25 protein-coding genes are annotated in these 25,397 nt (G+C 59.9%); 11 read left to right on the top strand and 14 right to left on the bottom strand.

Going from position 1 to position 25,397, the window contains the following annotated elements:
• Positions 1-11 precede the first annotated feature (11 nt).
• From mltB to PSH64_RS26460, 7 genes are all read left to right on the top strand, one after another.
• Positions 12-1,022, top strand: a complete 1,011-nt coding sequence (gene mltB, locus PSH64_RS26490; protein ID WP_105343612.1) for a lytic murein transglycosylase B — start codon at positions 12-14, stop codon at positions 1,020-1,022.
• A complete protein-coding gene (locus tag PSH64_RS26485) occupies positions 1,022-2,032 on the top strand; it encodes a septal ring lytic transglycosylase RlpA family protein (RefSeq protein WP_105343614.1) in 1,011 nt (336 codons plus the stop codon). The genes mltB and PSH64_RS26485 overlap by 1 nt, the downstream gene beginning before the upstream one ends.
• 181 nt (positions 2,033-2,213) lie before the next feature.
• Positions 2,214-3,371, top strand: coding sequence for a D-alanyl-D-alanine carboxypeptidase family protein (locus tag PSH64_RS26480; protein WP_305479169.1), 1,158 nt, complete (start codon positions 2,214-2,216; stop codon positions 3,369-3,371).
• Positions 3,372-3,451: 80 nt separating this feature from the next.
• A complete protein-coding gene (locus tag PSH64_RS26475) occupies positions 3,452-3,727 on the top strand; it encodes a DUF493 domain-containing protein (protein WP_105343618.1) in 276 nt (91 codons plus the stop codon).
• Positions 3,727-4,374, top strand: a complete 648-nt coding sequence (gene lipB, locus PSH64_RS26470) for a lipoyl(octanoyl) transferase LipB (RefSeq protein ID WP_105343620.1) — start codon at positions 3,727-3,729, stop codon at positions 4,372-4,374. The genes PSH64_RS26475 and lipB overlap by 1 nt, the downstream gene beginning before the upstream one ends.
• Before the next feature lies 1 nt (position 4,375).
• Positions 4,376-5,398 carry a lipoyl synthase gene (gene lipA, locus PSH64_RS26465; protein ID WP_007946663.1) on the top strand — a complete coding sequence of 341 codons (1,023 nt, stop codon included), beginning with the start codon at positions 4,376-4,378 and terminating at the stop codon, positions 5,396-5,398.
• Positions 5,399-5,576: 178 nt separating this feature from the next.
• The gene (locus tag PSH64_RS26460) at positions 5,577-6,527 is read left to right on the top strand and encodes an LD-carboxypeptidase (RefSeq protein WP_105343621.1); all 951 of its coding nucleotides are present in this window, start codon (positions 5,577-5,579) and stop codon (positions 6,525-6,527) included.
• Between the two features lie 116 nt (positions 6,528-6,643).
• On the opposite strand, the gene PSH64_RS26455 is transcribed toward PSH64_RS26460, so the two are convergent.
• Positions 6,644-7,966: a lytic murein transglycosylase gene (locus tag PSH64_RS26455; RefSeq protein ID WP_105343623.1), complete on the bottom strand. Its 1,323-nt coding sequence runs from the start codon at positions 7,964-7,966 to the stop codon at positions 6,644-6,646.
• Between the two features lie 242 nt (positions 7,967-8,208).
• On the opposite strand from PSH64_RS26455, the gene PSH64_RS26450 reads away from it, so the two are divergent.
• Complete coding sequence (locus PSH64_RS26450) at positions 8,209-9,174, top strand: halovibrin HvnA (RefSeq protein WP_146114691.1); 966 nt, start codon at positions 8,209-8,211, stop codon at positions 9,172-9,174.
• 58 nt (positions 9,175-9,232) lie between these two features.
• On the opposite strand, the gene arfA is transcribed toward PSH64_RS26450, so the two are convergent.
• The 4 genes from arfA to leuS all read right to left on the bottom strand — a co-directional run bounded on the left by arfA (position 9,233) and on the right by leuS (position 14,019).
• Positions 9,233-9,397 (bottom strand): alternative ribosome rescue factor ArfA, encoded by a 165-nt coding sequence (arfA, locus tag PSH64_RS26445; protein WP_065908951.1) that lies wholly within the window; start codon positions 9,395-9,397, stop codon positions 9,233-9,235.
• Positions 9,398-9,641: 244 nt separating this feature from the next.
• Positions 9,642-10,679 (bottom strand): DNA polymerase III subunit delta, encoded by a 1,038-nt coding sequence (gene holA, locus PSH64_RS26440; protein ID WP_105343627.1) that lies wholly within the window; start codon positions 10,677-10,679, stop codon positions 9,642-9,644.
• A 39-nt stretch (positions 10,680-10,718) separates the two neighbouring features.
• Entirely contained in the window at positions 10,719-11,324 is a 606-nt protein-coding gene (gene lptE, locus PSH64_RS26435) for an LPS assembly lipoprotein LptE (RefSeq protein ID WP_105343629.1), read from the bottom strand.
• A gap of 88 nt (positions 11,325-11,412) precedes the next feature.
• On the bottom strand, positions 11,413-14,019 hold the full coding sequence (leuS, locus tag PSH64_RS26430) for a leucine--tRNA ligase (protein WP_105343630.1): 2,607 nt from the start codon (positions 14,017-14,019) through the stop codon (positions 11,413-11,415).
• A 280-nt stretch (positions 14,020-14,299) separates the two neighbouring features.
• Here leuS and PSH64_RS26425 point away from each other — a divergent pair, with 280 nt between their 5' ends.
• The gene (locus PSH64_RS26425; RefSeq protein ID WP_007937410.1) at positions 14,300-14,620 is read left to right on the top strand and encodes a hypothetical protein; all 321 of its coding nucleotides are present in this window, start codon (positions 14,300-14,302) and stop codon (positions 14,618-14,620) included.
• A 106-nt stretch (positions 14,621-14,726) separates the two neighbouring features.
• The gene (locus PSH64_RS26420; RefSeq protein ID WP_105343632.1) at positions 14,727-15,506 is read left to right on the top strand and encodes a YdcF family protein; all 780 of its coding nucleotides are present in this window, start codon (positions 14,727-14,729) and stop codon (positions 15,504-15,506) included.
• Positions 15,507-15,540: 34 nt separating this feature from the next.
• Here PSH64_RS26420 and lnt read toward each other — a convergent pair whose 3' ends face one another.
• From lnt to miaB, 5 genes are all read right to left on the bottom strand, one after another.
• A complete protein-coding gene (gene lnt / locus PSH64_RS26415) occupies positions 15,541-17,064 on the bottom strand; it encodes an apolipoprotein N-acyltransferase (RefSeq protein ID WP_105343634.1) in 1,524 nt (507 codons plus the stop codon).
• Between the two features lie 14 nt (positions 17,065-17,078).
• Complete coding sequence (locus tag PSH64_RS26410; protein ID WP_007909641.1) at positions 17,079-17,918, bottom strand: HlyC/CorC family transporter; 840 nt, start codon at positions 17,916-17,918, stop codon at positions 17,079-17,081.
• 5 nt (positions 17,919-17,923) lie between these two features.
• Entirely contained in the window at positions 17,924-18,418 is a 495-nt protein-coding gene (ybeY, locus tag PSH64_RS26405) for an rRNA maturation RNase YbeY (protein ID WP_105343636.1), read from the bottom strand.
• Positions 18,411-19,415, bottom strand: coding sequence for a PhoH family protein (locus PSH64_RS26400; RefSeq protein WP_105343894.1), 1,005 nt, complete (start codon positions 19,413-19,415; stop codon positions 18,411-18,413). The genes ybeY and PSH64_RS26400 overlap by 8 nt, the downstream gene beginning before the upstream one ends.
• A 216-nt stretch (positions 19,416-19,631) precedes the next feature.
• Entirely contained in the window at positions 19,632-20,960 is a 1,329-nt protein-coding gene (gene miaB / locus PSH64_RS26395; protein ID WP_019581336.1) for a tRNA (N6-isopentenyl adenosine(37)-C2)-methylthiotransferase MiaB, read from the bottom strand.
• A 134-nt stretch (positions 20,961-21,094) separates the two neighbouring features.
• Between miaB and PSH64_RS26390 the strand changes: the two genes are divergently transcribed.
• A complete protein-coding gene (locus PSH64_RS26390; RefSeq protein ID WP_007894425.1) occupies positions 21,095-21,424 on the top strand; it encodes a DUF1820 family protein in 330 nt (109 codons plus the stop codon).
• A gap of 137 nt (positions 21,425-21,561) precedes the next feature.
• Here PSH64_RS26390 and PSH64_RS26385 read toward each other — a convergent pair whose 3' ends face one another.
• The 4 genes from PSH64_RS26385 to PSH64_RS26370 form a co-directional block, all read right to left on the bottom strand.
• Positions 21,562-22,116: a tetratricopeptide repeat protein gene (locus PSH64_RS26385; RefSeq protein ID WP_018925768.1), complete on the bottom strand. Its 555-nt coding sequence runs from the start codon at positions 22,114-22,116 to the stop codon at positions 21,562-21,564.
• 224 nt (positions 22,117-22,340) lie between these two features.
• The gene (hemL, locus tag PSH64_RS26380; protein WP_105343637.1) at positions 22,341-23,624 is read right to left on the bottom strand and encodes a glutamate-1-semialdehyde 2,1-aminomutase; all 1,284 of its coding nucleotides are present in this window, start codon (positions 23,622-23,624) and stop codon (positions 22,341-22,343) included.
• A 16-nt stretch (positions 23,625-23,640) separates the two neighbouring features.
• On the bottom strand, positions 23,641-24,264 hold the full coding sequence (gene thiE, locus PSH64_RS26375; protein WP_105343639.1) for a thiamine phosphate synthase: 624 nt from the start codon (positions 24,262-24,264) through the stop codon (positions 23,641-23,643).
• A gap of 32 nt (positions 24,265-24,296) precedes the next feature.
• Positions 24,297-25,094, bottom strand: coding sequence for a hydroxymethylpyrimidine/phosphomethylpyrimidine kinase (locus PSH64_RS26370; protein WP_030129523.1), 798 nt, complete (start codon positions 25,092-25,094; stop codon positions 24,297-24,299).
• Between the last annotated feature and the right edge of the window lie 303 nt (positions 25,095-25,397).

Below are 25,397 nucleotides of genomic sequence, written 5' to 3'. Positions count from 1 at the left end.
TGAAGATTTCAATGCAAGTAATGCGTGGCTGGGCGACTCGATACGCACCGTGGGTCGGCCTGGTGGGCATCCTTGGTTCCGTGCAGGAAGCGTTGGCCGGCGATTACGAAGGTTCACCCCAGGTGGCCGAGTTCGTCGGTGAAATGACCCGCGACTACGGCTTTGCCGGTGAACAGCTGATGGGCGTGTTCCGCGAAGCCGAGCGCAAACAGACGATTCTGGACGCGATCTCCAAACCGGCCGAACGCGTCAAGCAGTGGAAAGAATATCGCCCGATGTTCATCACCGATGCGCGTATCGCCCGTGGCGTGGACTTCTGGCGTCAGCACGAGGCGGTGCTGGCCCGTGCCGAGCAGGAATACGGCGTGCCGGCGCAGGTGATCGTCTCGATCATCGGCGTCGAGACCTTTTTTGGCCGCAATACCGGTAATTATCGGGTGATCGACGCCTTGTCGACCCTGGGTTTCGACTATCCTCCCCGTGCCGATTTCTTCCGCAAGGAATTGCGCGAATTCCTGCTGCTGGCCCGTGAAGAGCAGGTCGACCCGCTGACACTCAAAGGCTCCTACGCCGGGGCCATGGGGTTGCCGCAGTTCATGCCGAGCAGTTTTCGCGCCTATGCCGTGGATTTCGACGGTGACGGCCACATCAATATCTGGACCAACCCCGATGACGCCATCGGCAGCGTCGCCAGTTATTTCAAGCAACATGGCTGGGTCGCCGGCGAACCTGTGGTCAGCCGTGCCGATGTGCGCGGCGATCAGGTGGACGACGGGCTGACCGACGGCATCGAGCCGACGAAAACCGTCGGGGAGTTGCGGGCGCTGGGCTGGTCGAGTCATGATGCGCTGCGCGATGATATGCCGGTCACGGCTTTCCGCCTGGAAGGTGACAATGGCCCGGAATACTGGATGGGCCTGACGAATTTTTACGCGATTACGCGTTATAACCGCAGCGTGATGTACGCCATGGCTGTACATCAACTGTCTGAACAGCTGGTCCAAGCACGGGGCGTCAAGTAATGCGGGCATTGCCTATGAATAAACCCCTGAAGCTCATGGCATTCGCCGCGTTGGCGGTGCTGGTCGCCAGTTGTTCGACCAGCCGCTCACCGACTCAGAAGTCTTCCACCGCCGTTCGTTCGGTCCCTGGCCTGGATATCAACCGGGCGCACAAGGATGGCGCACCCTGGTGGGACGTCGATGTGTCGCGTATCCCGGATGCCACACCGACCCTGCATAGCGGTCCTTATAAAGCCAACCCGTACACCGTGCTGGGCAAGACTTACTTCCCGCTGCAAGAGTCCAAGCGTTACGTCGCTTCGGGCACGGCGTCCTGGTATGGCACCAAGTTTCACGGTCAGAACACCGCCAACGGTGAGGTGTATGACTTGTACGGCATGAGCGCCGCTCACAAGACATTGCCGCTGCCAAGTTACGTTCGGGTGACTAACCTGGACAACAACAAAACGGTGATTCTGCGGGTCAACGACCGTGGGCCGTTCTATTCGGACCGGATCATCGACTTGTCCTATGCGGCCGCCAAGAAGCTTGGCTACGCTGAAATCGGCACGGCGCGGGTCAAGGTCGAAGGCATCGACCCGCAAGAATGGTGGGCGCAGAAAGGTCGTCCGGCACCGTTGATGCTCAACGAGCCGCAAGTGGCGCAAAATGCCACGCCGACCGTGACGGCATCCACCGGCACCGTCGAGCAATGGACGCCACCGCCGCAGCAACACGCCGCGGCCGTTGTGCCCGTGCAGATCGATGCAAAAAAAAACGCTTCTGTACCAGCCTCTGGCCAGTATCTGCAGGTGGGCGCGTTCGCCAACCCGGACGCTGCAGAACTCCTGAGATCGAAGCTCAGCGGGATGGTGAGCGCTCCGGTGTTCATCAGCTCGATCGTGCGTAACCAGCAGACACTGCATCGGGTACGCATGGGGCCGATCGGCTCGCCAGGTGAAATCCAGCAAGTGCAGAACAGCGTGCGCCTGGCCAATCTCGGTTCGCCGAGCCTGGTCACCGCCGAGTAACACGTAGTACCTGATTGACGGTTCGCTTGCGGTTTGGGGGGCGAACCGGGTTGTTGGCTCGTTGAAGAACAAAAGCCCGGCAAGGGTTACAGAGTGAGCAACTGAATACGTGACAGCTTTTATAAAGTTGTCTGATTAGTTTTGCCCTAGGGCAGTTTCCATTAGCGATTTCGAGAGACGGATGAACATCACCACCTTTGCCAAACGCCTGTGCCTGCTAGTCCCGCTGCTCCTCTCGCCTGCCGCATTCGCGGTCGAGATGATGCCGTCGCCACCGCAACTGGCCGCCAAAGCCTATGTACTCATGGACGCCAGCAGCGGCAACGTGCTGGTAGAGAACAATGGCGACCAGCGTCTGCCCCCGGCCAGCCTGACCAAGCTGATGACCGCGTACATCGCGACCCTGGAAATCCGTCGTGGCCAGATCGGCGAAAACGATCCGGTGACCGTCAGCGAGAACGCCTGGCGTACCGGCGGTTCGCGGATGTTCATCAAGGTCGGCTCGCAAGTCACCGTCAGTGATCTGCTGCACGGCATCATCATTCAGTCGGGCAACGACGCCAGTGTTGCGCTCGCCGAGCACATCGCCGGCAGCGAAGACGCATTCGCCGACCTGATGAACAAAACCGTGGCCGATCTGGGCATGACCAACACCCACTTCATGAACCCGACCGGCCTGCCGAACCCGGAGCACTACTCGTCGGCTCACGACATGGCCGTGCTGGCTCGCGCGATCATCCACGAAGACCCGGCTCACTACGCGATCTACTCGCAGAAAGAGTTCTTCTGGAACGGCATCAAGCAGCCTAACCGCAACCTGCTGCTGTGGCGCGACAAGACTGTCGACGGTCTGAAAACCGGTCACACCGACGAAGCCGGCTACTGCATGGTGTCTTCGGCCGTACGTGATGGCATGCGCCTGATCGCCGTGGTGTTCGGCACCAACAGCGAAGTGGCTCGTGCTGCCGAAACCCAGAAATTGCTGACTTACGGTTTCCGCTTCTTCGAAACCCAGACCTTCTATCAGAAAGGCGCCGAGCTGGCTCAGGCACCTGTCTGGAAAGGCACCACCAATCAAGTCAAGGCCGGCCTGGCTCAAGACCTGACCATGACCTTGCCCAAAGGCCAGCTGAAAAAGCTCGCCGCCAGCATGACCATGACCCCGCAACTGGTTGCGCCAATCGCCAAGGGCGACGTGATTGGTAAAGTCGAAGTGAAACTGGACGACAAAGTGGTGCACAGCGCCGACCTGATCGCGCTGGACGCGGTCGACGAAGGTGGTATCTTCCGCCGCATGTGGGATAGCATCCGTCTATTCTTCTACGGCTTGTTCAACTGAATTAGTGTGGACCTGCATGGCCCCGTTCCAATCCAGAACGGGGCCATGTCCGTTGCCACGGCTTACGAGGCCGTTACGCCATGACAGACACCGAAGCAAAGGCGCCAAAAATCGAATTCCCCTGCGCGGATTACCCGATCAAGGTAATCGGCGACACCGGTGTGGGATTCAAGGACAAGATCATCGCAATCCTTGAGAAACACGCGACCGTTGATCACAACACTTTTGCCGAACGGCAGAGTACCAACGGCAAGTACACGACCATCCAGTTGCACATCATCGCCACCGGCCAGGAACAGCTGTACGACATCAACAGCGAGTTGCGGGCTACCGGTTTCGTGCACATGGTGCTGTGATGTCCGGCACGCTGGGCTTTCGCGAGCTCGGCCAGATGGCTTACGAGCCGGTCTGGCATGCCATGCAACGCTTCACCAACGAACGCGGCAGCGATGCCGCCGACGAGATCTGGCTGGTGGAACACCCGCCGGTGTTCACCCAGGGCCAGGCCGGCAAGGCTGAGCACCTGTTGCTGCCCGGGGATATTCCGGTGGTAAAGGTCGATCGCGGTGGTCAGGTGACTTACCACGGTCCGGGCCAGTTGGTGGCCTACCTGTTGCTGGATGTGCGCAAACTGGGTTTCGGCGTGCGTGATCTGGTCAGCCGCATGGAGCAATGCCTGATCGAGCTGCTGGCCAGTTACGGCGTGACCGCTGTGGCCAAGCCGGATGCGCCGGGTGTTTATGTCGATGGCGCGAAAATCGCGTCCTTGGGTCTGCGGATCCGCCACGGTTGTTCCTTTCATGGCCTGGCCCTGAACGTGGATATGAACCTGGAACCGTTTCGACGGATTAATCCCTGCGGCTATGCCGGGCTGGCGATGACCCAGCTGCGCGATCACGCAGGACCGATTGAATTTGCCGAGGTAAGTGCCCGGCTGCGCGCGCAGCTCGTCAAACACCTCGACTATGCTGAGCAGACGACCCTAACGGGCGGAATCGACTGATATGACTACTGATGCAGTGCAAACCATGATCCCGACGCTCGATGTCACCGAGCGTCCGGCCCCGCGTGCCAAGGTTGAAGCCGGCGTCAAGCTGCGCGGCGCCGAGAAGGTTGCACGCATCCCGGTGAAGATCATCCCGACTACCGAACTGCCGAAGAAACCCGACTGGATTCGCGTGCGCATCCCGGTTTCCCCGGAGGTTGACCGCATCAAGGCCCTGCTGCGCAAACACAAGCTGCACAGCGTTTGCGAAGAAGCGTCCTGCCCGAACCTGGGCGAGTGCTTCTCCGGTGGCACCGCGACCTTCATGATCATGGGTGACATCTGCACCCGTCGTTGCCCGTTCTGCGACGTTGGCCATGGCCGTCCGAAGCCACTGGACGTGAACGAGCCGGAAAGCCTGGCCATTGCCATCGCCGACCTGAAACTGAAATACGTGGTGATCACCTCGGTGGACCGTGACGACCTGCGTGACGGTGGTGCCCAGCACTTTGCCGACTGCATCCGCGAAATCCGCAAACTGTCGCCGAACGTACAGCTCGAAACCCTGGTCCCGGACTACCGTGGCCGCATGGACGTTGCGCTGGAAATCACCGCCGCCGAGCCGCCGGATGTGTTCAACCACAACCTGGAAACCGTGCCACGCCTGTACAAGGCTGCGCGCCCGGGTTCGGATTACCAGTGGTCGCTGACCCTGTTGCAACGCTTCAAGCAAATGATGCCGCACATTCCGACCAAGTCCGGCCTGATGCTGGGGCTGGGTGAGACCGACGAAGAAGTCATCGAAGTCATGAAGCGCATGCGCGAGCACGACATCGACATGCTGACCCTGGGCCAGTATCTGCAACCATCCCGCAGTCACTTGCCGGTTCAGCGCTTCGTGCACCCGGACACCTTCGCCTGGTTCGCCGAGGAAGGTTACAAGATGGGCTTCAAGAACGTCGCTTCCGGCCCGCTGGTACGCTCCTCGTACCACGCCGACGAGCAGGCGAAGCTGGTCAAGGCCGAGTTGATGTCGTCCTGATTCCGCGCTGAGAAAAAGAACACGCCCGCAAGGCTTTTAAGGCCTTGCGGGCGTTTTCATTGGCGGTGCCACAGCCTCTTCAGTCTTTTCCTGCAAACCGTGGTGCGACTGACCCTCTTTTGTTTATTTCCGTTCCTGACTACTGTGTGCTGAAGCATTCACACAGGGAGAATCATGGATGACTGCTCGACCGACCCACACCCTTTGTCCTCACGTCCCTGTTCCGGCCTTGCCGCCTGAAGGGCGGATCGGCGTCATTGCGCCTGCCGGCCCCGCTGCTCTGGACACCGATAAAGCCATTGCCTGGATGCGTGCTCGCGGCTATTCGCTACGAGTATTTCCCGGCGTTTATGAGAAAGACGGCTATCTGGCCGGCAGCGATGACGTGCGGCTCAATGACTTGCACGCGGCATTTGCCGACAGCGAGGTCGACGCCATCATCTGTCTGCGTGGCGGTTACGGTACGCCGCGTTTGCTCGATCGTATCGATTTCGAATTACTGCGCAACAACGCCAAACCGTTCATCGGCTATAGCGACGTCACTGCGCTGCATCTGGCTATCAGCCGTTACGCAGGGTTCGTGACCTTCCATGGTCCGATGCTCAATGCCGATCTGCTGGGTGACAAGCAGCAGCCCACCGAGTTTTCATTTTTCAACATGCTGCGCGGGCAGGTGAAGGCGGATAGCGTGTTGACGCATCCGCTGGCTTACCCATTGACGACCCTCTCGCCAGGCGTCGCTCACGGGCGCTTGCTGGGGGGTAATCTGTCGATGATTGCCGCGACCATGGGCACGCCTTACGAGATTGATGCCGAGGGCGCCATTCTGTTCATCGAGGACATCAACGAGCCGCTGTATCGCATCGATCGGCTGCTGACCCATTTGCGTCTGGCAGGCACGCTGCACAAGTTGCGCGGGGTTCTGGTGGGGGATGTGGCGGGTGTGGACACGATCGCGTTGGAGGGCCTGCTCAAGCAGACCTTCGCACCGTTGCGCATACCCGTGCTGGCCGGATGGCGCAGCGGGCACTGTGACCCGAACCTGACGTTGCCGATGGGGGCGTTGGTCCGGTTGGATGCGGGAAGCAAGACATTGGTGCTGGAGCAGGATGTGGTGATCAAGCGTTAGATCGTTACTGCCTGACAGTCAGTCTTCGCGGGCAAGCCCGCTCCCACAAGTTCAAAGGCGAATACCATATTCGCGTACACCTTGATCCTGTGGGAGCGGGCTTGCCCGCGACGCTTTTAACGGTTCCGCAGACTTTCGAGCAACTTGTGCGTCGGATACCCGTCCGCGGGCCAGCCAAACGACTGCTGTGCACTGCGGATCGCTTTGCGGGTATTGGCGCCGATAATCCCGTCGGGGGTGCCAGCGTCGTAGTTGCGGGCGCTCAGCAGGGTTTGCAGCTCGATTCGTTCGGTACGGCTCAGCGGCAAGTCATCTTTTGGCCATAGACCGTTGATCAGGCCGCCGCCATTGAAGCGTTCGGACAGCAGATTCACGGCCAGAGCGTAGGACGAAGAGTTGTTGTATTTGAGGATCGCGCGGAAGTTATCGAGGACCAGAAATGCCGGGCCACGATAGCCAGCCGGCAGCAGCAGGGCGGCCGACAAGTGTTCGGAACCTGGCGGAACCTGGCCGTCATTGGGCAACGTAACGCCCAGTTGCTGCCACTCGGCAACGCTTTTGCGAATCGAGCCATCGGCCAGGGCGTAATTGAAGTTGCTTGGCAGTTGCGCTTCGAAGCCCCATGGCTGGCCTTTCTGCCAGCCGGAGCTTTGCAGGTAGTGCGCGGTCGAGGCCAATGCATCAGCGGAGCTGTTCCAGATGTCACGGCGGCCATCGCCGTCGAAGTCCACGGCATGGGTGTTATAGGTCGTCGGAATGAACTGGGTCTGCCCCATGGCACCGGCCCAGGAACCGAGCATTTTCTCGGGTTCGATATCGCCCTGTTGCAGGATTTGCAGGGCAGCAATCAGCTGCGCATGAGCAAAGCCCGGACGTCGACCTTCATAGGCCAGGGTCGCCAGGGAGTTGATCACTGACTTGTTGCCCTGGAACTGACCGAAATTGCTCTCCATGCCCCACACCGCGACCAGTGCCTGGCGGTCCACGCCATAGCGCTGTTCGATGCTTTGCAGGATGTCAGCGTACTGGCTGACCAGGGCCTGACCCTTGCGTACCCGCAGCGGCGACAGCGCGCCATCGAGGTATTCCCACACCGGGCGAGTGAATTCCGGCTGGCTGCGGTCGGCATTGATTACGCTGTTGTCCACGCTGACATTGGCAAATACGCGGTCGAACAGATCGGCGCGAATACCGGCGGCCAGGGCGTCCTTGCGAAAACCCGCCTGCCATTCGGCAAAGGTCTGGGTAGGCTGGATATCGAGATCCTCACCGGTCGGAACCACTGGCGGAATGACCGCAGGGGCCGTTGCAACGGTTCGGGTCTGAAGCGGCTGGGCGTCGGCGGCGGTGGGTTTTTCCGCGCAGGCGACAAGCAGAACGAGGCTGGAGGCAGCTATCAATTGGCGAAGGTGCCAACGACGGGAAAGACAAAGGGGCATGCACAGGTCCAGAGGATACGAATCAGGTGCAGACCTTAACATGCCTGCCGAGTGAATCGGTTGCCTGGCAAACATTTGGACTGCGACTTGTCAGGTCGCTGAATAACCTAGCCCCATTTATCTCTCTCTTCAACTGTCAGATTTAGCAGCTATTCGGCCCGCAGTTTGGAGGTGTTGAATAGCCTTACGTAGGAGAAAAAACAGTTTCTACGCCTGATCATTCCTTGAAAACGAGTGCCAAGATGAAGCGATTACTTCCCTTGCTTATAGCTCTTCTGCTGGCCGGTTGTTCGGCAAGCAATCCGACTAATACCCAGGCAGCGAAAAGTCTTCAAGTAAGTGCCGGCTCGATGACAAGCAGTCCTTCTGCGACAGAGTCTGTAGCGTCCTTTTCAGCGACCATGACAGGAGCGCAGGTTGCGGCTGAGTTGGAGAAACGATATCGAGATACTCGGGATAATTGTGGCTCCGCCTCTAAGCCGGCGTTTCTTTGTACTGGCCTTTTGATGCGCGGTACGGTGCCTTCTACCCATTTTGATGCCTGGAACCCGAGCCCGACTTCGGAAGCCAATGGCGGTGTGTCTTTTACCTACTTTCGCTCTGACTACAAGGTGAAGCGACTTGCTTATACCTATGACAGTGGCTTTATTTTCTATCCAATCCTGAGCACCCCGGCGGGGAAACTGAATATAGAAATACTGTGCTTTTTTCCGGTGGATGGCTCCTCCAACGCCCGGCCGGACGGGGGCTGCGGAGCACATCCGAGATATCCGACAGTGAGCAAGAGTTGCGAGCAGCAGAACCCGATCATCGATACTGCAGCGAAGTGGGAAGCGAAATATCGGAGGGATGCTTCTACAGGTAATAAGTACGAATCGATGTGTTCATTCAACGTCCGGGACTCTGCAAATAATGCTGCAGCTTCGCGATTTCTGGAAGGCATGCGCGCTGGACGCCTCATTTCCCCTGAGGCCTTTAATACTCCCAATGACACGAAACTTAAAACGTGGGCGCAGAACATACCTGGCCAATTACCGATTCAAGCGTTTTTCTACACAAGGCCAACAGGTCTTGCGGGAGCACAGTTTTACCAACGGCGTTTCCGGGAGTTGACGGGCGTCACGATACCGATCATTTCCATTCCATTGCCTCAAACGCTGGAACAGTCCGCCACGTTTACGTTTCGTGTGGCTGATCAGACTCAGTAACAAGGATTGTCGGCAGGGAAGTTGGGGAGGTGTTGCTAGGGGCAAAGAGCGCGGGGAATCAAGCCGCCAGAAAGTAAGAAGCCTCCCAGCTATTAGACTGGAAGGCTTCGCGGCGGTAGCTGCCTTTGCCCTTGCCGGCTCGTTCCTGACGGCTGCGGAACAGTGGCTGGGCGATGATGGATTTGGCCTTGTTGGGGCCATGCCTGGATGGCTTTTTGCTCATGATGATCTCTCGCAAGTGAGTGGATATTGCGGGGCAAATCATCGGCCGAAGTTGGGGTTCTGTCTAGTCCCACATTGCGTAGGACCTTTCGCCGACCACCCTGTAGCAGCTGGCGGAGCCTGCGTTCGGCTGTGCAGCAGTCGTCAAGTCAGACAATGCAGTGTGTCAGGATGATCCCGGATTCAGGGTTTACGACTGCTTCGCAGCCGAACGCAGGCTTCGCCAGCTGCTACAGAGGGCGTGCTTACTCGGCAGGCAAGGTCAGCCGCTGGCCTGCCATCAACAACGTCAACCGGCTCAAACTCATCCACGGCGAGCCCGCCGCCTGGCCTTTGATTTGTGCGTCGATGCGTTGCGCTTCGAGCAGCAACTGCGCCCAGCGTTGCGCCGAGTAGCGCTGCAGTGCCTTGCTCATCAGCGGTTTGCGCTTGTCCCAGACCGGCGGTCGGGCCTGGCTGAAGGCTTTGTCCAGCGGCACGCCCTGGCTGTATTGCAACGACAGGTTGGCCAGCAGGCGCAGTTCACGGGCCAGCGCCCAGAGAATCACCGGTGGTTCGACACCTTCGCCGCGTAGCCCTTCGAGCATGCGCAGGGCATGAGCGGCTTCGCCGTTGAGGATCGCGTCGGTCAAACCGAAGACATCGAAGCGCGCGCTGTCGGCCACCGCCGCTTGCACGGTTTCGACCGTGATCTGGCCGCCCTCGGCCATCAGCTTGAGCTTTTCGATTTCCTGGGCGGCAGCCAGCAGGTTGCCCTCGACCCGGGCGGCGATCAGTTCGACGGCATCCTGGCTGGCGGACAGCCCGGCCTGGGACAGGCGTTGACGAATCCAGCTCGGCAACTGGTTGGTGTCCACTGGCCAGATCTGTACGAACTGGGTCTGCGGACCTTCGACCAGCGCCTTGCCCCACTTGGTTTTCTGCGCGCTACCGTCGAGCTTGGGCAGGCTGATCAGCAGCAGCGTGTCTTCGGCCGGGCGCGAGCAGTATTCGATGAGCGCGGCGGCGCCTTTGTCACCAGGTTTGCCGGAGGGCAGGCGCAGTTCCAGAAGACGTTTTTCGGCGAACAGCGACATGCTTGCACCAGCCTGCAGCAGCGTACCCCAGTCGAAACTGGCGTCGGCGGCGAAGACCTGGCGTTCATCGAAACCTTGTTGGCGAGCAGCGGCGCGAATCGCGTCGGCGGCTTCCTGACACAGCAGTGGGTCATCGCCACTGATGATGTAGACCGGCGCAAGAGCGCCTTGCAGGTGTTTGCCGAGTTGGGCGGGGGCGAGTTTCATAAGAAGAGGCGAACGGGGCGCCTGAGCGCCCCGTAAGTCTTACTGCCGGGGCAGTTCGACAGGCGACTGACGCGGAGTCTCCGCTTCAGCCTTCTGCGCCGCTTCCAGCGCGGCGGCTTCAGCCTTGGCCCGGGCGTCGGCGGTCTGTTGCAGCTGTTCCAACTGAGTCGGGGTGAGCTGTTGCAGACGCAGCATCATGCGTTGAACCAGTTCACGACGAATGTCCTTGCGGGCATCGTTGGCTTCCTGGTCGGAGCCCACCAGGTTGTTGCCGTCGTGGATGAACACCTTCTGCACTTCAAGCTTGTCGCTCAGCAGTGGCAGGTCACCCTGACCACGGATGTCGTAATTGAGCACGGTGTTCACCTGGTACTCGCCAGTACGGCCGGCACCGGCATAGCTGAGGATGCGCTGGCTTTCCTGCTCATCGGTCAGCACCAGTTTGTAAGGTGCGCCGGTGTAGACCCGGACGCCGCTGCTTTCCAGTACCTGACGCAATTGTGTCACGGTTTCGCCGTAGGCATTGCGGGCGCTCAGGTCGAGTTCCTTGATCGCCAGTTCGGTGGTGCCGGTGCCGCGCAGCTGGAAACCGCAGGCGCTCAGCAGGACAGCAAGGCCCATCACCAGCAAATTGCGTTTGATCATCTTGTTGCTCCCCTTGAAACCATGTGGGCCGGTCAAGCGACCCGAAAGGTTTTACTCGGCGCCAGGCTCACCTGGCGCCCGATCCAATTTAGCTGGCGACGATATTGACCAGTTTCCCGGGCACTACGATCACTTTGCGAATAGTCAGGCCATCGACGAAGCGCAGGACGTTTTCGTTGGCCCGTGCGGCGGCTTCGACCTCTTCGCGGCTGGCGCTGGCCGGCATTTCGATGTGGCCGCGCAGCTTGCCGTTGACCTGAATCACCAGTTGCAGGCTGTCCTGCACCAGAGCGCTTTCGTCCAGCACCGGCCAACCGGCGTCGATGACTGGGTCGGCATGACCCAGACGATGCCACAGTTCGTGGCAGATGTGCGGGGTGATCGGAGCCAGCAGCAACGTCACGGCTTCCAGGCCTTCGTGAACCAGTGCGCGATCCTGTTCGGTGCCTTGCGCGGCTTTTTCCAGCACGTTCATCAGCGTCATCACCTGGGCGATGGCGGTGTTGAATTTGTGGTTCTGGCCGACGTCGTGGCTGGCCTGCTTGATGGCCAGGTGGATCGAACGGCGAATGGCTTTCTGCTCGTCATTCAGGCTGGCGACGTCCAGTTTGCCCGGCAGGCCCTGAGTGACGTGGGCTTGAGCCAGGCGCCAGACGCGCTTGAGGAAGCGGTGCGAACCTTCTACTCCGGAGTCGGACCATTCCGCGCTCATGTCGGGTGGCGAGGCGAACATCATGAACAGGCGGCAGGTGTCTGCGCCGAACTGGTCGATCATCGACTGTGGGTCGACACCGTTGTTCTTCGACTTGGCCATTTTCTCGGTGCCGCCGATTTCTACCGGCAGACCGTCGGCGATCAGCCTGGCGCTGATGACCTTGGCCTTGCTGTCACGCTCAAGTTCGACGTCCGCCGGGTTGAACCAGGTGTAGGCGCCGTTGGCTTCGCGACGGTAGTAAGTCTCGGCGATGACCATGCCCTGGGTCAGCAGGTTCTTGAACGGCTCGTTGGAGCTTACCAGGCCTTCGTCGCGCATCAGTTTGTGGAAGAAGCGCGCGTAGAGCAGGTGAAGGATGGCGTGTTCGATACCGCCGATGTATTGATCAACCGGCAGCCAATGGTCGGCCGCGGTTTTTTCTACCAGGCCACCTTCATAGTGCGGCGAGGCGTAACGGGCGTAGTACCACGACGACTCGACGAAGGTGTCCATGGTGTCGGTTTCACGCTTGGCCGGTGCGCCGCATTTCGGGCAACTGCACTCGTAGAATTCGGGCATGCGGGCCAGCGGCGAGCCGGCGCCGTCCGGCACGACGTCTTCCGGCAACACCACGGGCAGTTGATCTTCCGGCACCGGCACATCACCGCAAGTATCGCAGTGGATGATCGGGATCGGGCAGCCCCAGTAGCGCTGACGGCTGATGCCCCAGTCGCGCAGGCGGAACTGGGTGCGCGAGGCACCGAGGTTTTTCTTGATCAGTGCGACTTCAATGGCGTCGAAAGCGCCCGCGAAGTCGAGACCGTCGAACTCACCGGAGTTGATCAGCGTGCCGTACTCGCCGTAAGCGTCCTGCCACGGGGCCGGGTTGGTGTCGCCTGCACTGGTGCGCACCACCGACTTGATCGGCAGGTTGTACTTTTGGGCGAACTCGAAATCCCGCTCGTCGTGCGCCGGAACAGCCATCACGGCGCCATCGCCGTAGTGCATCAGCACGTAGTTGGCGACCCATACCGGAAGTTTCTCCCCGGTCAGCGGGTGCTCGACGAACAGCGAAGTACGCAGGCCTTTTTTCTCTTGAGTGGCGACGTCGGCTTCAGCAACGCTGCCGCCCTTGCATTCGGCGATGAACGCTTGCAGCTCAGGGTTGTTCTGTGCGGCCAGGGTCGCCAGATGGTGTTCGGCGGCCACGGCAACGTAGGTGGCGCCCATCAGGGTGTCCGGACGGGTGGTGAAGACTTTCAGCGCGCCCGTTTCACCGATGGAATCGACGTCATACGGGAACTGCACTTCCATGCCGCGGGATTTGCCGATCCAGTTGCGCTGCATGGTCTTGACCTGTTCAGGCCAGCCAGTCAGTTCGTCGAGGCTCTCCAGCAGCTCATCCGCGTAAGCGGTGATCTTGAAGTAGTACATCGGGATTTCGCGCTTTTCGATCAGCGCGCCGGAACGCCAGCCGCGACCGTCGATCACTTGCTCGTTGGCCAGGACGGTCTGGTCGACCGGGTCCCAGTTCACGGTGCCGCTTTTTTTGTAAATCACGCCTTTTTCGAACAGGCGAGTGAACAGCCATTGTTCCCAGCGGTAGTAATCGGGCTTGCAGGTGGTCACTTCGCGCGACCAGTCCACCGCCAGGCCCAGGCTGCGCAGCTGGCTTTTCATGTAGGCGATGTTTTCGTAGGTCCATTTGGCGGGCGCTACGTTGTTCTTCATCGCGGCGTTTTCCGCCGGCATGCCGAAGGCGTCCCAGCCCATGGGTTGCAGGACGTTCTTGCCTTGCATGCGCTGGTAGCGGGAGATCACGTCGCCGATGGTGTAGTTGCGCACGTGCCCCATGTGTAGCTTGCCGCTGGGGTAAGGGAACATCGACAGGCAGTAGAAGGTCTCCTTGCCTGGCTGTTCACTGACTTCAAAGGACTTTTGCTCGTCCCAGAACGACTGGGCGGCGGCTTCGATTTCACGGGGCTGATATTGTTCGTGCATGGCTACTTTTGAACTGAATAGGGGTGGCCTAATCCTCTTCAATGCAACGCTGGACGGTGATGACGCCAAATTGGCGTTTCGGTGCCCAGGCGAGCTGGAAGTGGAGTTACAGGAAGCGCCGTAGCATACATGACCGCACTCTACCGAGGGAAACCCTGATTACACACAAGGGTGTGGCCAGTTTCCGCCCCGAGGGCCGTTGGTCGCGGCGTTCAGCCGGTTTTTTCAGTGAGGCTAAGCTCTAAAAGGGGAGTGAGTCTTATCTTCAATGAGGTGATGGATGGTTGATTCACAGCAAAAAGCTACAAAACCGGAGCTGTACGAAAGACTGATCGACCGTCTTGCAATGGCCCTGGACGCGGCCAAAACCGCTGGACGGCTTCGTGACGAGCGTCCCCTGGAGCTGGAACTGCGTGGTTTGACCCCCGCAGAGTTTGAACTGGTCAAGGCCTATCTGGACCGCAGTGAACGTGAAACGCACGGATGCTTGTCAGCAGCAGTGAAGCAACTCGAGGCACCACGTACGGCCAAGATCATCTGGCTCAAGGATAAGACACCCGGCGGAGGCGCGGTAAAGGTCCGGTCTCTGCAGTTCAAGTAAGGACACTTGAAACCATCGCATATGGTTTTTTGAAATAAAGTCCTTCCGCATTTGTTGTCGCATTGCGTTAACCCACTTAGGCTTCGGGCATCTATGGAGATGCCCGATGCCTTTTCGTTATTTCATTAAACAACTTCTATTGCCGCCCGGCATTCTTTTGCTGTTACTCGTGCTCGCCTGGTGGTGGCGCCGTTCCAGGCCGAGGCTGGCGGGAGTGTGCTTCGTTCTGGGCGTGGGCGGCTTCTGGTTGATGAGCCTGCCAGTGATGGTGGAGTGGAGTGCCCGGGCTCTGGAGCGCGAGCCGCCGCTCGTGCGCGAGGAGTGGGCCACTCTGGGCCAGCGCGCCGACGCGATTGTGGTGCTGGGTTCGGGGCGTGAGCGTGGCGACCTGGCCTGGGGTGTCGACCAGCCGACCGGCGTAGGTCTGGGGCGTGAGCGCTATGCGGCACGCCTGGCCAAGGCGTCCGGCTTGCCGATTCTGACCAGCGGTGGCCTGCATTACGGTACACCGCCCACTGAAGCGCAGTTGATGGCGGACTCGTTGCTCGATGATTTTGGCGTGACGGTGCGCTGGCAGGAAGGGCGCAGCCGCACAACCTGGGAAAATGCGCAGTTCAGCGCCCAAGTGTTGTTGCCGCAGGGAATCAAGCGAGTGGTGGTCGTGACTCAGGCGTGGCACATGCCGCGAGCGGTCTGGAGCTTTGAGCAGGCCGGATTTGAGGTGGTGCCGGCGCCAGTGGGGTTTTTAGGCGTGGACAATGCCCGGCCACTGGGTGGCTGGATGCCGGAGTTCAAATCGATCTGGCAATCGGGGCAGTTGATGAATGAGGCCGTGGGGCAGGTCGGGTATTGGATGTTCTATCGAGGCGAGCCCGTTGAGGAGTGATCATTCCCGCAGGGGAATGATCACCGGGCCTGAGTCAAACGGTCTTCGCCATTCGGTTGGCCATCAACGCCCAGCCAAACAACAGTAGGCAAATGATGATCAGCGGCCACGAACGCCATTGCAGATACGGCGTCAGGTTGTGCATCGGCACCACTTCGCCGTACAGGATGCCGCGTTCGAATTGCGGAATCCTGGCGGTGATCTGGCCAAACGGGTTGATCAGGCCGGTTACGCCGTTGTTGGTGGCCCGGATCATCCAGCGGCCCGCCTCAAGTGCGCGCATCTGCGCCATCTGCAAGTGTTGCAGCGGGCCGATCGAGGTGCCGAACCAGGTGTCGTTGCTGATGGTCAGCAGCAAATCGCTGCGGGCGGCGAGGCCGGCGGCGAATTCCGGGTAGACCACTTCATAGCAGATGTACGGCGCAATCTGATAACCCTTGGCCTGCAGCAGCGGTTGATCGGCTGGCCCGCGGGCAAAGTCGGACATCGGCAGGTCGAAGAAGGCGATCAGGCCGCGCAAGACTTCCTGCAACGGAACGTATTCGCCGAACGGCACCAGTTTTTGCTTCAGGTACGTGCCATCGCCTTCGCCGACAACGGTAATGCCGTTGAAGAAACGCTTCTCGTGATGGACTTCCTGGCGAATCGGTACGCCGGTAATCAGCGCGGATTTACGATCTGCAGCGAAGCTGCCCATCATGTTCAGATAGCCCTCGGCGGACTCCTTGAGTACCGGGACCGCCGTTTCCGGCCAGATCAGCAGGTCGACGGGTTTTGAGCTGAAACTCATGTCGCGGTATAGGGCCAACTGCGCGTTGAGCTGCGCCGGATCCCATTTCATGCTTTGTTCGATGTTGCCCTGAATCGCCGCAACACTCAGCGGCGCGCCCGAAGGGCTGGTCCAGGCATGCTGCTTGAGCGCCATGCCGGCCACCCACGGACCGGCCAGCAGCAACACACCCATGGCGATAAAGCCTTTGCGACCGCTGCGGATCAGACGCGGTGCGTTGTAGATCAGCGCGGCGGTCAGGGCCAGAGCGAAGGAAATCAGCCACATCCCGCCGACTGGCGCGAGCCCGGCCAGTGGGCCGTCGAGCTGGCTGTAACCGGAATAGAGCCATGGAAAGCCGGTGAGAAACCAGCCGCGAAAGGCTTCCTGTCCCACCCACAACGCTGCAAACGCCAGGGCATCGCCCAGCGGCGCTTCGTTACGGCGCAACCAGCGTGTCCAAATCCAGGCGGGCAGGGCGAAGAACCAGGCAATCGCGGCGGTGAAGAGCAGCATCAAGAACCCGGCCAACAGTACCGAAGCGCCGCCGAAGTTGTGAATGCTGTAGTAGATCCAACTGGTTCCGCCGGCAAACAGGCCGAAACCGAAACACCAGCCACGGCCCAGGGCCTGACGGGGGCTCAGTTCGCGCAAGCCGGCATAGAAGAAACCGACCGCCAGCAATGCCAGCGGCCAGATATCGAACGGCGCCAGGGCCAGGGTGGTAAGTGCACCGGCCGCCACGGCCAGCAGGTTACCGGGCCAGCCGGGGCGGGTTATCCAGCGCATTTCAATCCTTAGAGTTACCGAGCTATAGGTGTCAGACGCAGCAAATGAATCCGACGGCTGTCGGCGTTCAGGATGCGGAAGCGATAGGCGCCGATTTCAGTGATTTCGTTGCGTTTTGGCAAGTGCCCGAACGCGCTCATCACCAGGCCGCCAACAGTGTCGAATTCGTCGTCGGAGAATTCGCTGTCGAAGAACTCGTTGAAGTTCTCGATTGGCGTCAGGGCCTTGATCAGGAAGTCACCGCTGGGCAGCGGCTTGATGTAGCTGTCTTCTTCGACGTCATGCTCGTCTTCGATGTCGCCGACAATTTGTTCGAGCACGTCTTCGATGGTCACCAGACCCGCCACGCCGCCGTATTCGTCAATGACGATGGCCATGTGGTTATGGTTGGCGCGGAACTCGCGCAGCAGCACATTCAGGCGCTTGGACTCGGGCACGAACGTGGCCGGACGCAGCAGGTCCTTGATGTTGAAGCTGTCGCCGTTTTCCTTGAGGATCAACGGCAGCAAGTCCTTGGCCAGCAGCACGCCCATCACGTCATCGTGGCTTTCGCCGATCACCGGATAGCGGGAGTGGGCCGAGTCGACCACGGCTGGCAGGAATTCGCGGGGTGTCTGGGTCGCCTTGATGCTGATCATCTGCGAGCGCGGAACCATGATGTCCCGTACTTGCAGGTCTGCAACCTGGATGGCGCCTTCGACGATGGCCAGCGCTTCGCTGTCCAGCAACTTGTTTTGGTGTGCATCGCGCAGCAGCTCCAGCAGCTCCTGGCGGTTCTTCGGCTCGTGGGCAAAAGCCTGGGTGAGCTTACCCAGCCAGGACTTCTGCCCGTTGCTCGATCGATCTTCGCTCATAGCGATTACTCTGAATCCTTTGTTGTAACGATAGGGGATGTGTCTGTTTCGTCGTCCGCATAAGGGTCCGGATGACCCAGTTCTGCAAGCAACGTTCGTTCCAGTGCTTCCATTTCTTCGGCTTCTTCATCATCTATATGGTCGTAACCAAGCAGATGCAAGCAGCCGTGAATGACCAGATGCGCCCAATGGGCATTGAGTGCCTTGCCTTGTTCGGCGGCTTCGCGCTCGACCACGGCCACGCAGATCACCAGATCTCCCAGTAACGGGATATCGAGAAACTCGTCGGGGACCTCGGCCGGGAATGACAAAACATTTGTAGCGTAGTCTTTTTGCCTCCATGTGAAGTTCAGTTCACGGGCTTCCTCTTCATCGACCAGGCGGATGGTCATTTCGGAGTCGGCGGTACGCTGGCGCAGGGCCAATTCGCACCATTGGCGGAACTCGGCTTCGCTGGGAGCTGACGCTTCGGTAGCGAGTTGCAGATCAAGCTCAAGCATCGCGCGGGGTGTCCTTTGGCGCTGTATCGGCGGCGCGATTTTCAAAGCGTTCATAAGCCTCGACAATGCGTTGCACCAGTGGATGGCGCACCACGTCCTTGGGCTGGAAGTGGGTGAAGCTGATGCCCGGAACGTCCTTGAGCACTTCGATCACATGATGCAGCCCGGACTTGGTGCCCCGTGGCAGGTCGACCTGGGTGATGTCACCGGTGATGACCGCCGTGGAGCCGAAGCCGATCCGGGTCAGGAACATCTTCATCTGTTCGACGGTGGTGTTCTGGCTTTCGTCGAGGATGATGAAGCTGTTGTTCAGCGTGCGACCGCGCATGTAGGCCAGCGGTGCGACTTCGATCACCTGACGCTCGATCAGCTTGGCGACATATTCGAAGCCGAGCATTTCGTAGAGCGCGTCGTAGAGCGGACGCAGGTACGGGTCGATTTTTTGCGACAGGTCGCCCGGCAGGAAGCCGAGCTTTTCGCCCGCTTCAACCGCCGGACGCACCAACAGGATGCGGCGAATCTGCTCGCGTTCCAGCGCATCTACCGCGCAGGCAACGGCCAGATAGGTCTTGCCGGTACCGGCCGGGCCGATGCCGAAATTGATGTCGTTACCGAGGATTTCCTTCACATAGCGCAGTTGATTCAGGCCGCGCGGGCGAATCATGCCTTTTTTGGTGCGCAAGGCGACGGACGGTTCGGCGGGGGAGTGGTTATCCAGTTCCTCGACGGCCGATTCCTGCAGGAACAGGTGAACCATGTCCGGCGACAGCTCGGTACCCTTGGTTTCCCGGTACAGGCGACGCAGGAGGTTTTCCGCGGAGGTGGTGTGCTTGGGTTCGCCGATCAGTTCGAACTGGTTTCCGCGGTTGCGGATCTCGATGGCGAGGCGCTGTTCGATCAAGCGCAGATGCTCGTCGAATTGCCCGCACAGATTGGCGAAGCGGCGAGCCTCAAAAGGCTCGAGGATGAAACGATGTGGTTCTATGGGTGCGTTCAAGGTCGTATTTAGCCGCCCTGGGGCAATTATGATGAAATCAAGGATAACGCCAGTCGCCTGGGTGCGAAAGCTCTTAAACAGACCAATCTGATTCATGGTCGGGCGTGGTCTATGTGGGAGCGGGCTTGCTCGCGAAAGCGGTGTGTCAGTTACATTGATGTCGACTGACACTCCCTCTTCGCGAGCAAGCCCGCTCCCACAGGGGGGAATGCGCTGTTACTGGATCAACGAACCGCGCAGTGAGTGCGGTTGCGCGGCATCGATGTGCACGTCGGCGAACTGGCCGATCAGGGTCGGATTGTCACAGCGAAAGTTGACGATACGGTTATTCTCGGTACGGCCCTGGAGTTCGCCAGGGTCTTTTTTCGAATAATCGGTGACCAGAATCCGCTGAACGGAGCCCACCATTTGTCGGCTGATTTCGAACCCTTGCTGGTTCAGACGATGTTGCAGGGCATTCAGGCGTTCTTTTTTCAGCTCTTCCGGCGTTTCGTCGGCCAGATCGGCGGCCGGGGTGCCCGGGCGCTGGCTGTAGACGAACGAGTAGGAGAAGTCGAAGCCGACGTCTTCGATCAGTTTCATGGTCTGTTCGAAATCTTTCTCGGTCTCGCCGGGGAAACCGACGATGAAGTCCGAGCTGATGCAGATCCCCGGCACGGCGGCGCGCAGTTTGCGCAGTTTGGACTTGTACTCCAGCGCAGTGTGGTTGCGCTTCATCGCCGCGAGGATCCGGTCGGAGCCCGATTGCACCGGCAAGTGCAGGTGTTTCACCAGTTCCGGCACGTCGGCGTGGGCCTGGATCAGGCTGTCGGAGAACTCCAGCGGGTGCGAGGTGGTGTAGCGAATCCGGTCGATGCCATCGACCGCGGCGACCACCCGGATCAATTCCGCGAGGTCAGCCAGACGACCATCATGAGTGGTCCCGCGATAGCCGTTGACGTTCTGCCCCAGCAGGGTCACTTCACGCACGCCGTTCTCGGCCAGGTGGATGATTTCGGCAATCACGTCGTCGAACGGCCGGCTGACTTCTTCACCGCGGGTATAAGGCACCACGCAGAAGGTGCAGTACTTGCTGCAGCCTTCCATGACCGACACGTAAGCGCTCGGCCCATCGATGCGCGGTTCGGGCAGGTGGTCGAATTTTTCGATTTCCGGGAACGAGACGTCGACTTGCGGCAGTTTGGTCGCGCGCGCGGCGTCGATCATTTCCGGCAGGCGGTGCAGGGTCTGCGGGCCGAACACCACGTCGACATATGGAGCGCGATCTCGGATGGCCGCGCCTTCCTGGCTGGCCACGCAACCGCCGACGGCGATGACCATTTCCGGGTTGGCCAGCTTCAGTTCACGCCAGCGGCCGAGCTGGGAATACACCCGGTCCTGGGCGCGTTCACGGATCGAGCAGGTATTGAGCAGGATCACGTCGGCGTCTTCAGCGCGGGCGGTGACTTCCAGGGCCTGATGTTCACCCAACAGATCGACCATGCGCGAGCTGTCGTACTCGTTCATCTGGCAACCGTGGGTTTCGATGTAAAGCTTCTTGGCCATGGAAAGATTCATCACGTGATTCAAAGAACCGCGCATTATAGGGAACATGTCCCAAGGTTCCTACCGCTGCGCGTCCAGTGGCTATGCTATAGTTCGCGCCCTCATTTTTATCCCCGATGTGTTACCCGCCCACCATGACCAAACGTGAAGCTCCAATCTACAAGGTGATTTTCCTCAATCAGGGCCAGGTGTATGAAATGTATGCCAAACAGATCTATCAAAGTGATCTGTGGGGCTTCCTGGAAGTGGAAGAGTTCGTCTTTGGCGAGCGCACGCAAGTGGTCGTCGATCCGAGCGAAGAAAAGCTCAAGGCTCAGTTCGAAGGCGTTGTGCGCAGTTTTGTGCCGATGCATTCGATTGTGCGCATCGACGAGGTCGAACGCCTCGGCACCCCGAAAATCAGCGAAGCCCGCGGCGCGGTCGGCAATGTCATGCCGTTTCCGATGCCGATGCCTGAGAAGTAAGCCTCAAGACCGAGTCGCCCCCTTCGCGAGCAAGCCCGCTCCCATACGTTATCCGATGTGAACACATGATTTGTGAACACAGAGATCCAATGTGGGAGCGGGCTTGCTCGCGAAGGGGGCAAAGATCGACGCAGAAGTTAAGGCAATGGCGAAAACGGCGTACGCCCGTCGGCGCTTTGCAATTCCATCAGGTATTTACGGAAAATTTGCCCCAGCACCTGAGTGGCAACTTCCAGATCTTCGCGGGGCATTTTCTCGGCGACTTCGTCGGCGGTGTCCAGCGCGTCTTCGGCGCCGTTGACCGCGGCCATTTTCAGCACGATATACGCCTGAATGTTATTGGCCGGTACGCCTTCGCCATGGAAGAACATGGTGCCGAGTTTGAATTGCGCCTGGGCATGACCTTGCAGCGAGGCCTTTTCGAAGTAGCTCAGGGCTTTATTGAGGTCGCGCGGCACGTTTTTGCCTTCGTAGTAGAACTCACCCAACTCGTATTGCGCTTGCGCATCCCCTTCATCCGACGCTTTCTGGCAGGCGGCGAGCGCTTGCGTCAGGTCTTGCGGCTGAGTATTGAGGGTGCAGCGACCCATTGCCGGGATCAACAACGAGTTGCCGCCTGCTTGTGCGAGCGCGAGCAGGGGCTGAAGGAGCAACAGGCAGCCCAATGCAAGGGTGCGGCCGGTGCGGTTCATGGGAATCGACTTACCTCTGAGGGGCGCGCGGACCCGTCGAGGGATCCAATAAGCGCGCATTATGAAATAAGCAGGGCCAACCTTACAAAGTCTTTACTCGTTTTTCTGCTGCGCGGGGACTATATCACCCACTTTGCGGGGGATTATTGGCAGCTGAGCAGGAAAAAGGGTGCGGATGTAGGTGAAAGCTGACGCTGGCAATCGCCAACGTCAGCGTCGCAGATTTACTTCAGTGCGGCGAAGGCACGTTCGGCGGCGTCCAGCGTCAGTTTCAACTCGGTTTCGCCGTGGGCGATCGAGGTGAAGCCGGCTTCGAAGGCGCTCGGCGCCAGGTACACGCCGCCTTCGAGCATCAAGTGGAAGAAACGACCGAACAGGCCGGCATCGCTGGCCATCACATCATCGAAGGTCACGATGTCGTCCGCGCCGCTGAAGTACAGACCGAACATACCGCCGGCCTGAGTGGTCACGAACGGAATGCCGGCGGCATCGGCGCGCTGTTGCAGGCCATCGAGCAGGCGGCTGGTGTAGTCGCTCAGCTCGGCGTGGAAACCCGGACGACTGATCAGACGCAGCGTGGTCAGGCCAGCTGCCATCGCCAGCGGGTTACCCGACAATGTACCGGCCTGGTAGACCGGGCCCAGTGGCGCGATGTATTCCATGATTTTGCGTTTGCCGCCGAAGCAGCCCACGGGCATGCCACCACCGATGATCTTGCCGAAGGTGCTCAGGTCCGGTGTTACGCCGTAATAAGCTTGGGCACCGCCGAGGGCGACACGGAAACCGGTCATCACTTCGTCGAAAATCAGCACCACGCCGTGCTTGTCGCAGAGGGTCCGCAGGCCTTCGAGGAAACCCGGTGCCGGTGGGACGCAGTTCATGTTGCCGGCCACTGGCTCGACGATGATGCAGGCCACGTCCTGGCCGACTTCGGCGAGCATGGTTTCGACCGCGTCGATGTCGTTGAACGGCAGGGTCAGGGTGTGCTTGGCGAACGCCGCCGGTACACCGGCCGAGCTCGGTACGCCTTGGGTCAGTGCGCCGGAACCGGCCTTGACCAGCAGGCTGTCGGAGTGACCGTGGTAGCAGCCTTCGAACTTGATGATGCTGTCGCGGCCGGTGAAACCACGGGCCAGACGGATCGCACTCATGGTCGCTTCGGTCCCGGAGCTGACCATGCGCACCATTTCCATCGACGGCACGATCGAGCAGACCAGGTCGGCCATCTCGGTTTCCATCGCGGTCGGGGCGCCGTAGGACAAGCCGTGCTCCAACTGTTTGCGTACCGCGTCCAGCACGTCCGGGTGACTGTGGCCGAGAATCATCGGGCCCCAGGAACCGACGTAATCCACATAACGCTTGTCATCTTCGTCGGTGACGTAGGCGCCTTCGGCGTGTTTGAAGAACAACGGCGTACCGCCAACACTCTTGAACGCACGAACAGGCGAGTTCACGCCTCCGGGAATGTGTTTCTGGGCATTGGCAAACAGGGTTTCGGAACGAGACATTATTTGGCTCTCAAAATCAGGATTTGAACAATTCGTTAAAGGCGCGGGCGCGACGCGTCACTTCAGCTGTGCTGTCGGCGCCAAACAGGCCATGCACCACTGCCAGCAGATCGACCCCGTGGGCCACCAGCGGGGCGGCGTTGTCCAGGGTGATGCCGCCGATCGCGCAGACCGGCAGGTGCAGCTTGCTGCGGGCCTGGTCGAGCAGGTCGAGGCTGCATGCGGGTGCGCCGGGCTTGGTGTTGGAATTGAAGAAGCGGCCGAAGGCGACGTAACTGGCACCTTCCTTGGCGGCTTGTTCGGCGAGTTCGAGTTGCGCGTGGCAAGTCGAGCCGATGATCGCCTGCCGCCCGAGCAGTGCTCGCACCGGCATCAGCGGGCCATCGGTCTGGCCCAGGTGCACGCCGACATTCAGGCGCGCGGCCAGTTCGGCGTCGTCATTGATGATCAGTTGGGTCTTGTAGCGTTCGCACAGATCGCGCAGGGCTTCGGCCTCGCGCAGGCGCCGGGCCTCGTCGGTGCTTTTGTCGCGGTATTGCAGCAGGGTGACGCCGCCTTCGAGCGCCGCCTCCACGTACGAAAGAAATTTACCGGCCAGTAACTGGCTGTCGGTAATGGCGTACAGGCCACGTAGTTTCATCGGACAAGCCTCTGCGCTTTACGCATCAAATGTTACGAACAGAAATCCAGCGGCAGGCGGCGGGGCACGAACTGGCCTTTGCCCAGCTGTTCCGCATCTCGCAGGGTGCGCCAAGTGTAGTCAAGCGCGCTCTGTACGGCACTGACGAGATGCTCACCCTGGGCCAGGCGACCGGCGAGGGCGCTGGCCAACGTGCAACCGGAGCCGTGATAGCTGCCGGGCAGGCGCTGGCAGGTAAAGGTTTCGCGGCGACCGTCGCGGCTGTACAGACGATTGTGGATTTCGTGTTCGTCGCCATGGCCGCCGGTGATCAGCAGGTGTTTGACGAACGGCAGGAGTTTTTCCGCGCACTCGTCGGCGGTGCCTTCGGGCAGTTCGGCGAGGATGCGGGCTTCGGGAAGGTTAGGAGTGGCGATGATCGACAGCGGCAGCAAGCGTTCGCGCATGGCGTAGCCGACTTCGTCCTTGCCCAGTCGTCCGCCACCGCCGGCACGCAGCACCGGGTCGCAGACCACTGGCAAATGCGGGTGCGCTGAAAGCAGTTCGACCACGGTGTCGACCATTTCCAGGGAACCGAGCATGCCCAGTTTGACGGCGGCGACTTCGGAGTCGTTGAGCACGGCATTGGCCTGGGCCAGCACCCACTCGCGATCGAGTACGCGGAAGTCAGTGACGTTGACCGTGTCTTGCACGGTCAGGGCGGTGACGGCCGGAGCCGCATGACAACCCTGGGCAAGCAGGGCTTCGATATCTGCCTGCAAGCCGGCGCCACCACTAGGGTCGTGGCCGGAGAGACAGAGGACAACGGGGCGAGAGCTGTAGATATTCATGGTGCGCGAGCTTACCACCAAACATGTTTTTTCGGGTGTTGCGACGTCCAGTCCGGCCGATACATTGTGGCGAGGGGGCTTGCCCCCGTTGGGGTGCGAAGCGCCCCCTTTGCCTTCTGTCTGGAACACCGCGTCGGCAGATTTACGACTGCTTCGCAGCCGAACGGGGGCAAGCCCCCTCGCCACAGGGTTCATCACCCACCGGGGGCATTGTCACGACCTGATCAAGCCAACAGCTCTAGCTCAATATATAGCGCTGTAACGCTTGTTCTAGAGCCTTTGTAGGAAAAATTTCAATGGTGT

Source organism: Pseudomonas sp. FP1742 (genome assembly GCF_030687145.1).
Lineage (GTDB): Bacteria > Pseudomonadota > Gammaproteobacteria > Pseudomonadales > Pseudomonadaceae > Aquipseudomonas > Aquipseudomonas frederiksbergensis_D.
This window is presented reverse-complemented; position numbering and strand designations above follow the sequence as displayed.

What these genes read in the sequence shown, in the direction of transcription:
- thiE (WP_105343639.1), bottom strand. Translation starts at nt 24,264, where the DNA reads ATGAAACTACGTGGCCTGTACGCCATTACCGACAGCCAGTTACTGGCC.
- PSH64_RS26410 (WP_007909641.1), bottom strand. Translation starts at nt 17,918, where the DNA reads ATGAGCGAAGATCGATCGAGCAACGGGCAGAAGTCCTGGCTGGGTAAG.
- lipB (WP_105343620.1), top strand. Translation starts at nt 3,727, where the DNA reads ATGTCCGGCACGCTGGGCTTTCGCGAGCTCGGCCAGATGGCTTACGAG.
- lptE (WP_105343629.1), bottom strand. Translation starts at nt 11,324, where the DNA reads ATGATCAAACGCAATTTGCTGGTGATGGGCCTTGCTGTCCTGCTGAGC.
- lipA (WP_007946663.1), top strand. Translation starts at nt 4,376, where the DNA reads ATGACTACTGATGCAGTGCAAACCATGATCCCGACGCTCGATGTCACC.
- leuS (WP_105343630.1), bottom strand. Translation starts at nt 14,019, where the DNA reads ATGCACGAACAATATCAGCCCCGTGAAATCGAAGCCGCCGCCCAGTCG.
- PSH64_RS26385 (WP_018925768.1), bottom strand. Translation starts at nt 22,116, where the DNA reads ATGAACCGCACCGGCCGCACCCTTGCATTGGGCTGCCTGTTGCTCCTT.
- lnt (WP_105343634.1), bottom strand. Translation starts at nt 17,064, where the DNA reads ATGCGCTGGATAACCCGCCCCGGCTGGCCCGGTAACCTGCTGGCCGTG.
- holA (WP_105343627.1), bottom strand. Translation starts at nt 10,679, where the DNA reads ATGAAACTCGCCCCCGCCCAACTCGGCAAACACCTGCAAGGCGCTCTT.
- PSH64_RS26460 (WP_105343621.1), top strand. Translation starts at nt 5,577, where the DNA reads ATGACTGCTCGACCGACCCACACCCTTTGTCCTCACGTCCCTGTTCCG.
- PSH64_RS26390 (WP_007894425.1), top strand. Translation starts at nt 21,095, where the DNA reads ATGACCAAACGTGAAGCTCCAATCTACAAGGTGATTTTCCTCAATCAG.
- arfA (WP_065908951.1), bottom strand. Translation starts at nt 9,397, where the DNA reads ATGAGCAAAAAGCCATCCAGGCATGGCCCCAACAAGGCCAAATCCATC.
- mltB (WP_105343612.1), top strand. Translation starts at nt 12, where the DNA reads ATGCAAGTAATGCGTGGCTGGGCGACTCGATACGCACCGTGGGTCGGC.
- PSH64_RS26420 (WP_105343632.1), top strand. Translation starts at nt 14,727, where the DNA reads ATGCCTTTTCGTTATTTCATTAAACAACTTCTATTGCCGCCCGGCATT.
- PSH64_RS26480 (WP_305479169.1), top strand. Translation starts at nt 2,214, where the DNA reads ATGAACATCACCACCTTTGCCAAACGCCTGTGCCTGCTAGTCCCGCTG.
- hemL (WP_105343637.1), bottom strand. Translation starts at nt 23,624, where the DNA reads ATGTCTCGTTCCGAAACCCTGTTTGCCAATGCCCAGAAACACATTCCC.
- PSH64_RS26475 (WP_105343618.1), top strand. Translation starts at nt 3,452, where the DNA reads ATGACAGACACCGAAGCAAAGGCGCCAAAAATCGAATTCCCCTGCGCG.
- PSH64_RS26455 (WP_105343623.1), bottom strand. Translation starts at nt 7,966, where the DNA reads ATGCCCCTTTGTCTTTCCCGTCGTTGGCACCTTCGCCAATTGATAGCT.
- miaB (WP_019581336.1), bottom strand. Translation starts at nt 20,960, where the DNA reads ATGGCCAAGAAGCTTTACATCGAAACCCACGGTTGCCAGATGAACGAG.
- PSH64_RS26450 (WP_146114691.1), top strand. Translation starts at nt 8,209, where the DNA reads ATGAAGCGATTACTTCCCTTGCTTATAGCTCTTCTGCTGGCCGGTTGT.
- PSH64_RS26370 (WP_030129523.1), bottom strand. Translation starts at nt 25,094, where the DNA reads ATGAATATCTACAGCTCTCGCCCCGTTGTCCTCTGTCTCTCCGGCCAC.
- ybeY (WP_105343636.1), bottom strand. Translation starts at nt 18,418, where the DNA reads ATGCTTGAGCTTGATCTGCAACTCGCTACCGAAGCGTCAGCTCCCAGC.
- PSH64_RS26485 (WP_105343614.1), top strand. Translation starts at nt 1,022, where the DNA reads ATGCGGGCATTGCCTATGAATAAACCCCTGAAGCTCATGGCATTCGCC.
- PSH64_RS26425 (WP_007937410.1), top strand. Translation starts at nt 14,300, where the DNA reads ATGGTTGATTCACAGCAAAAAGCTACAAAACCGGAGCTGTACGAAAGA.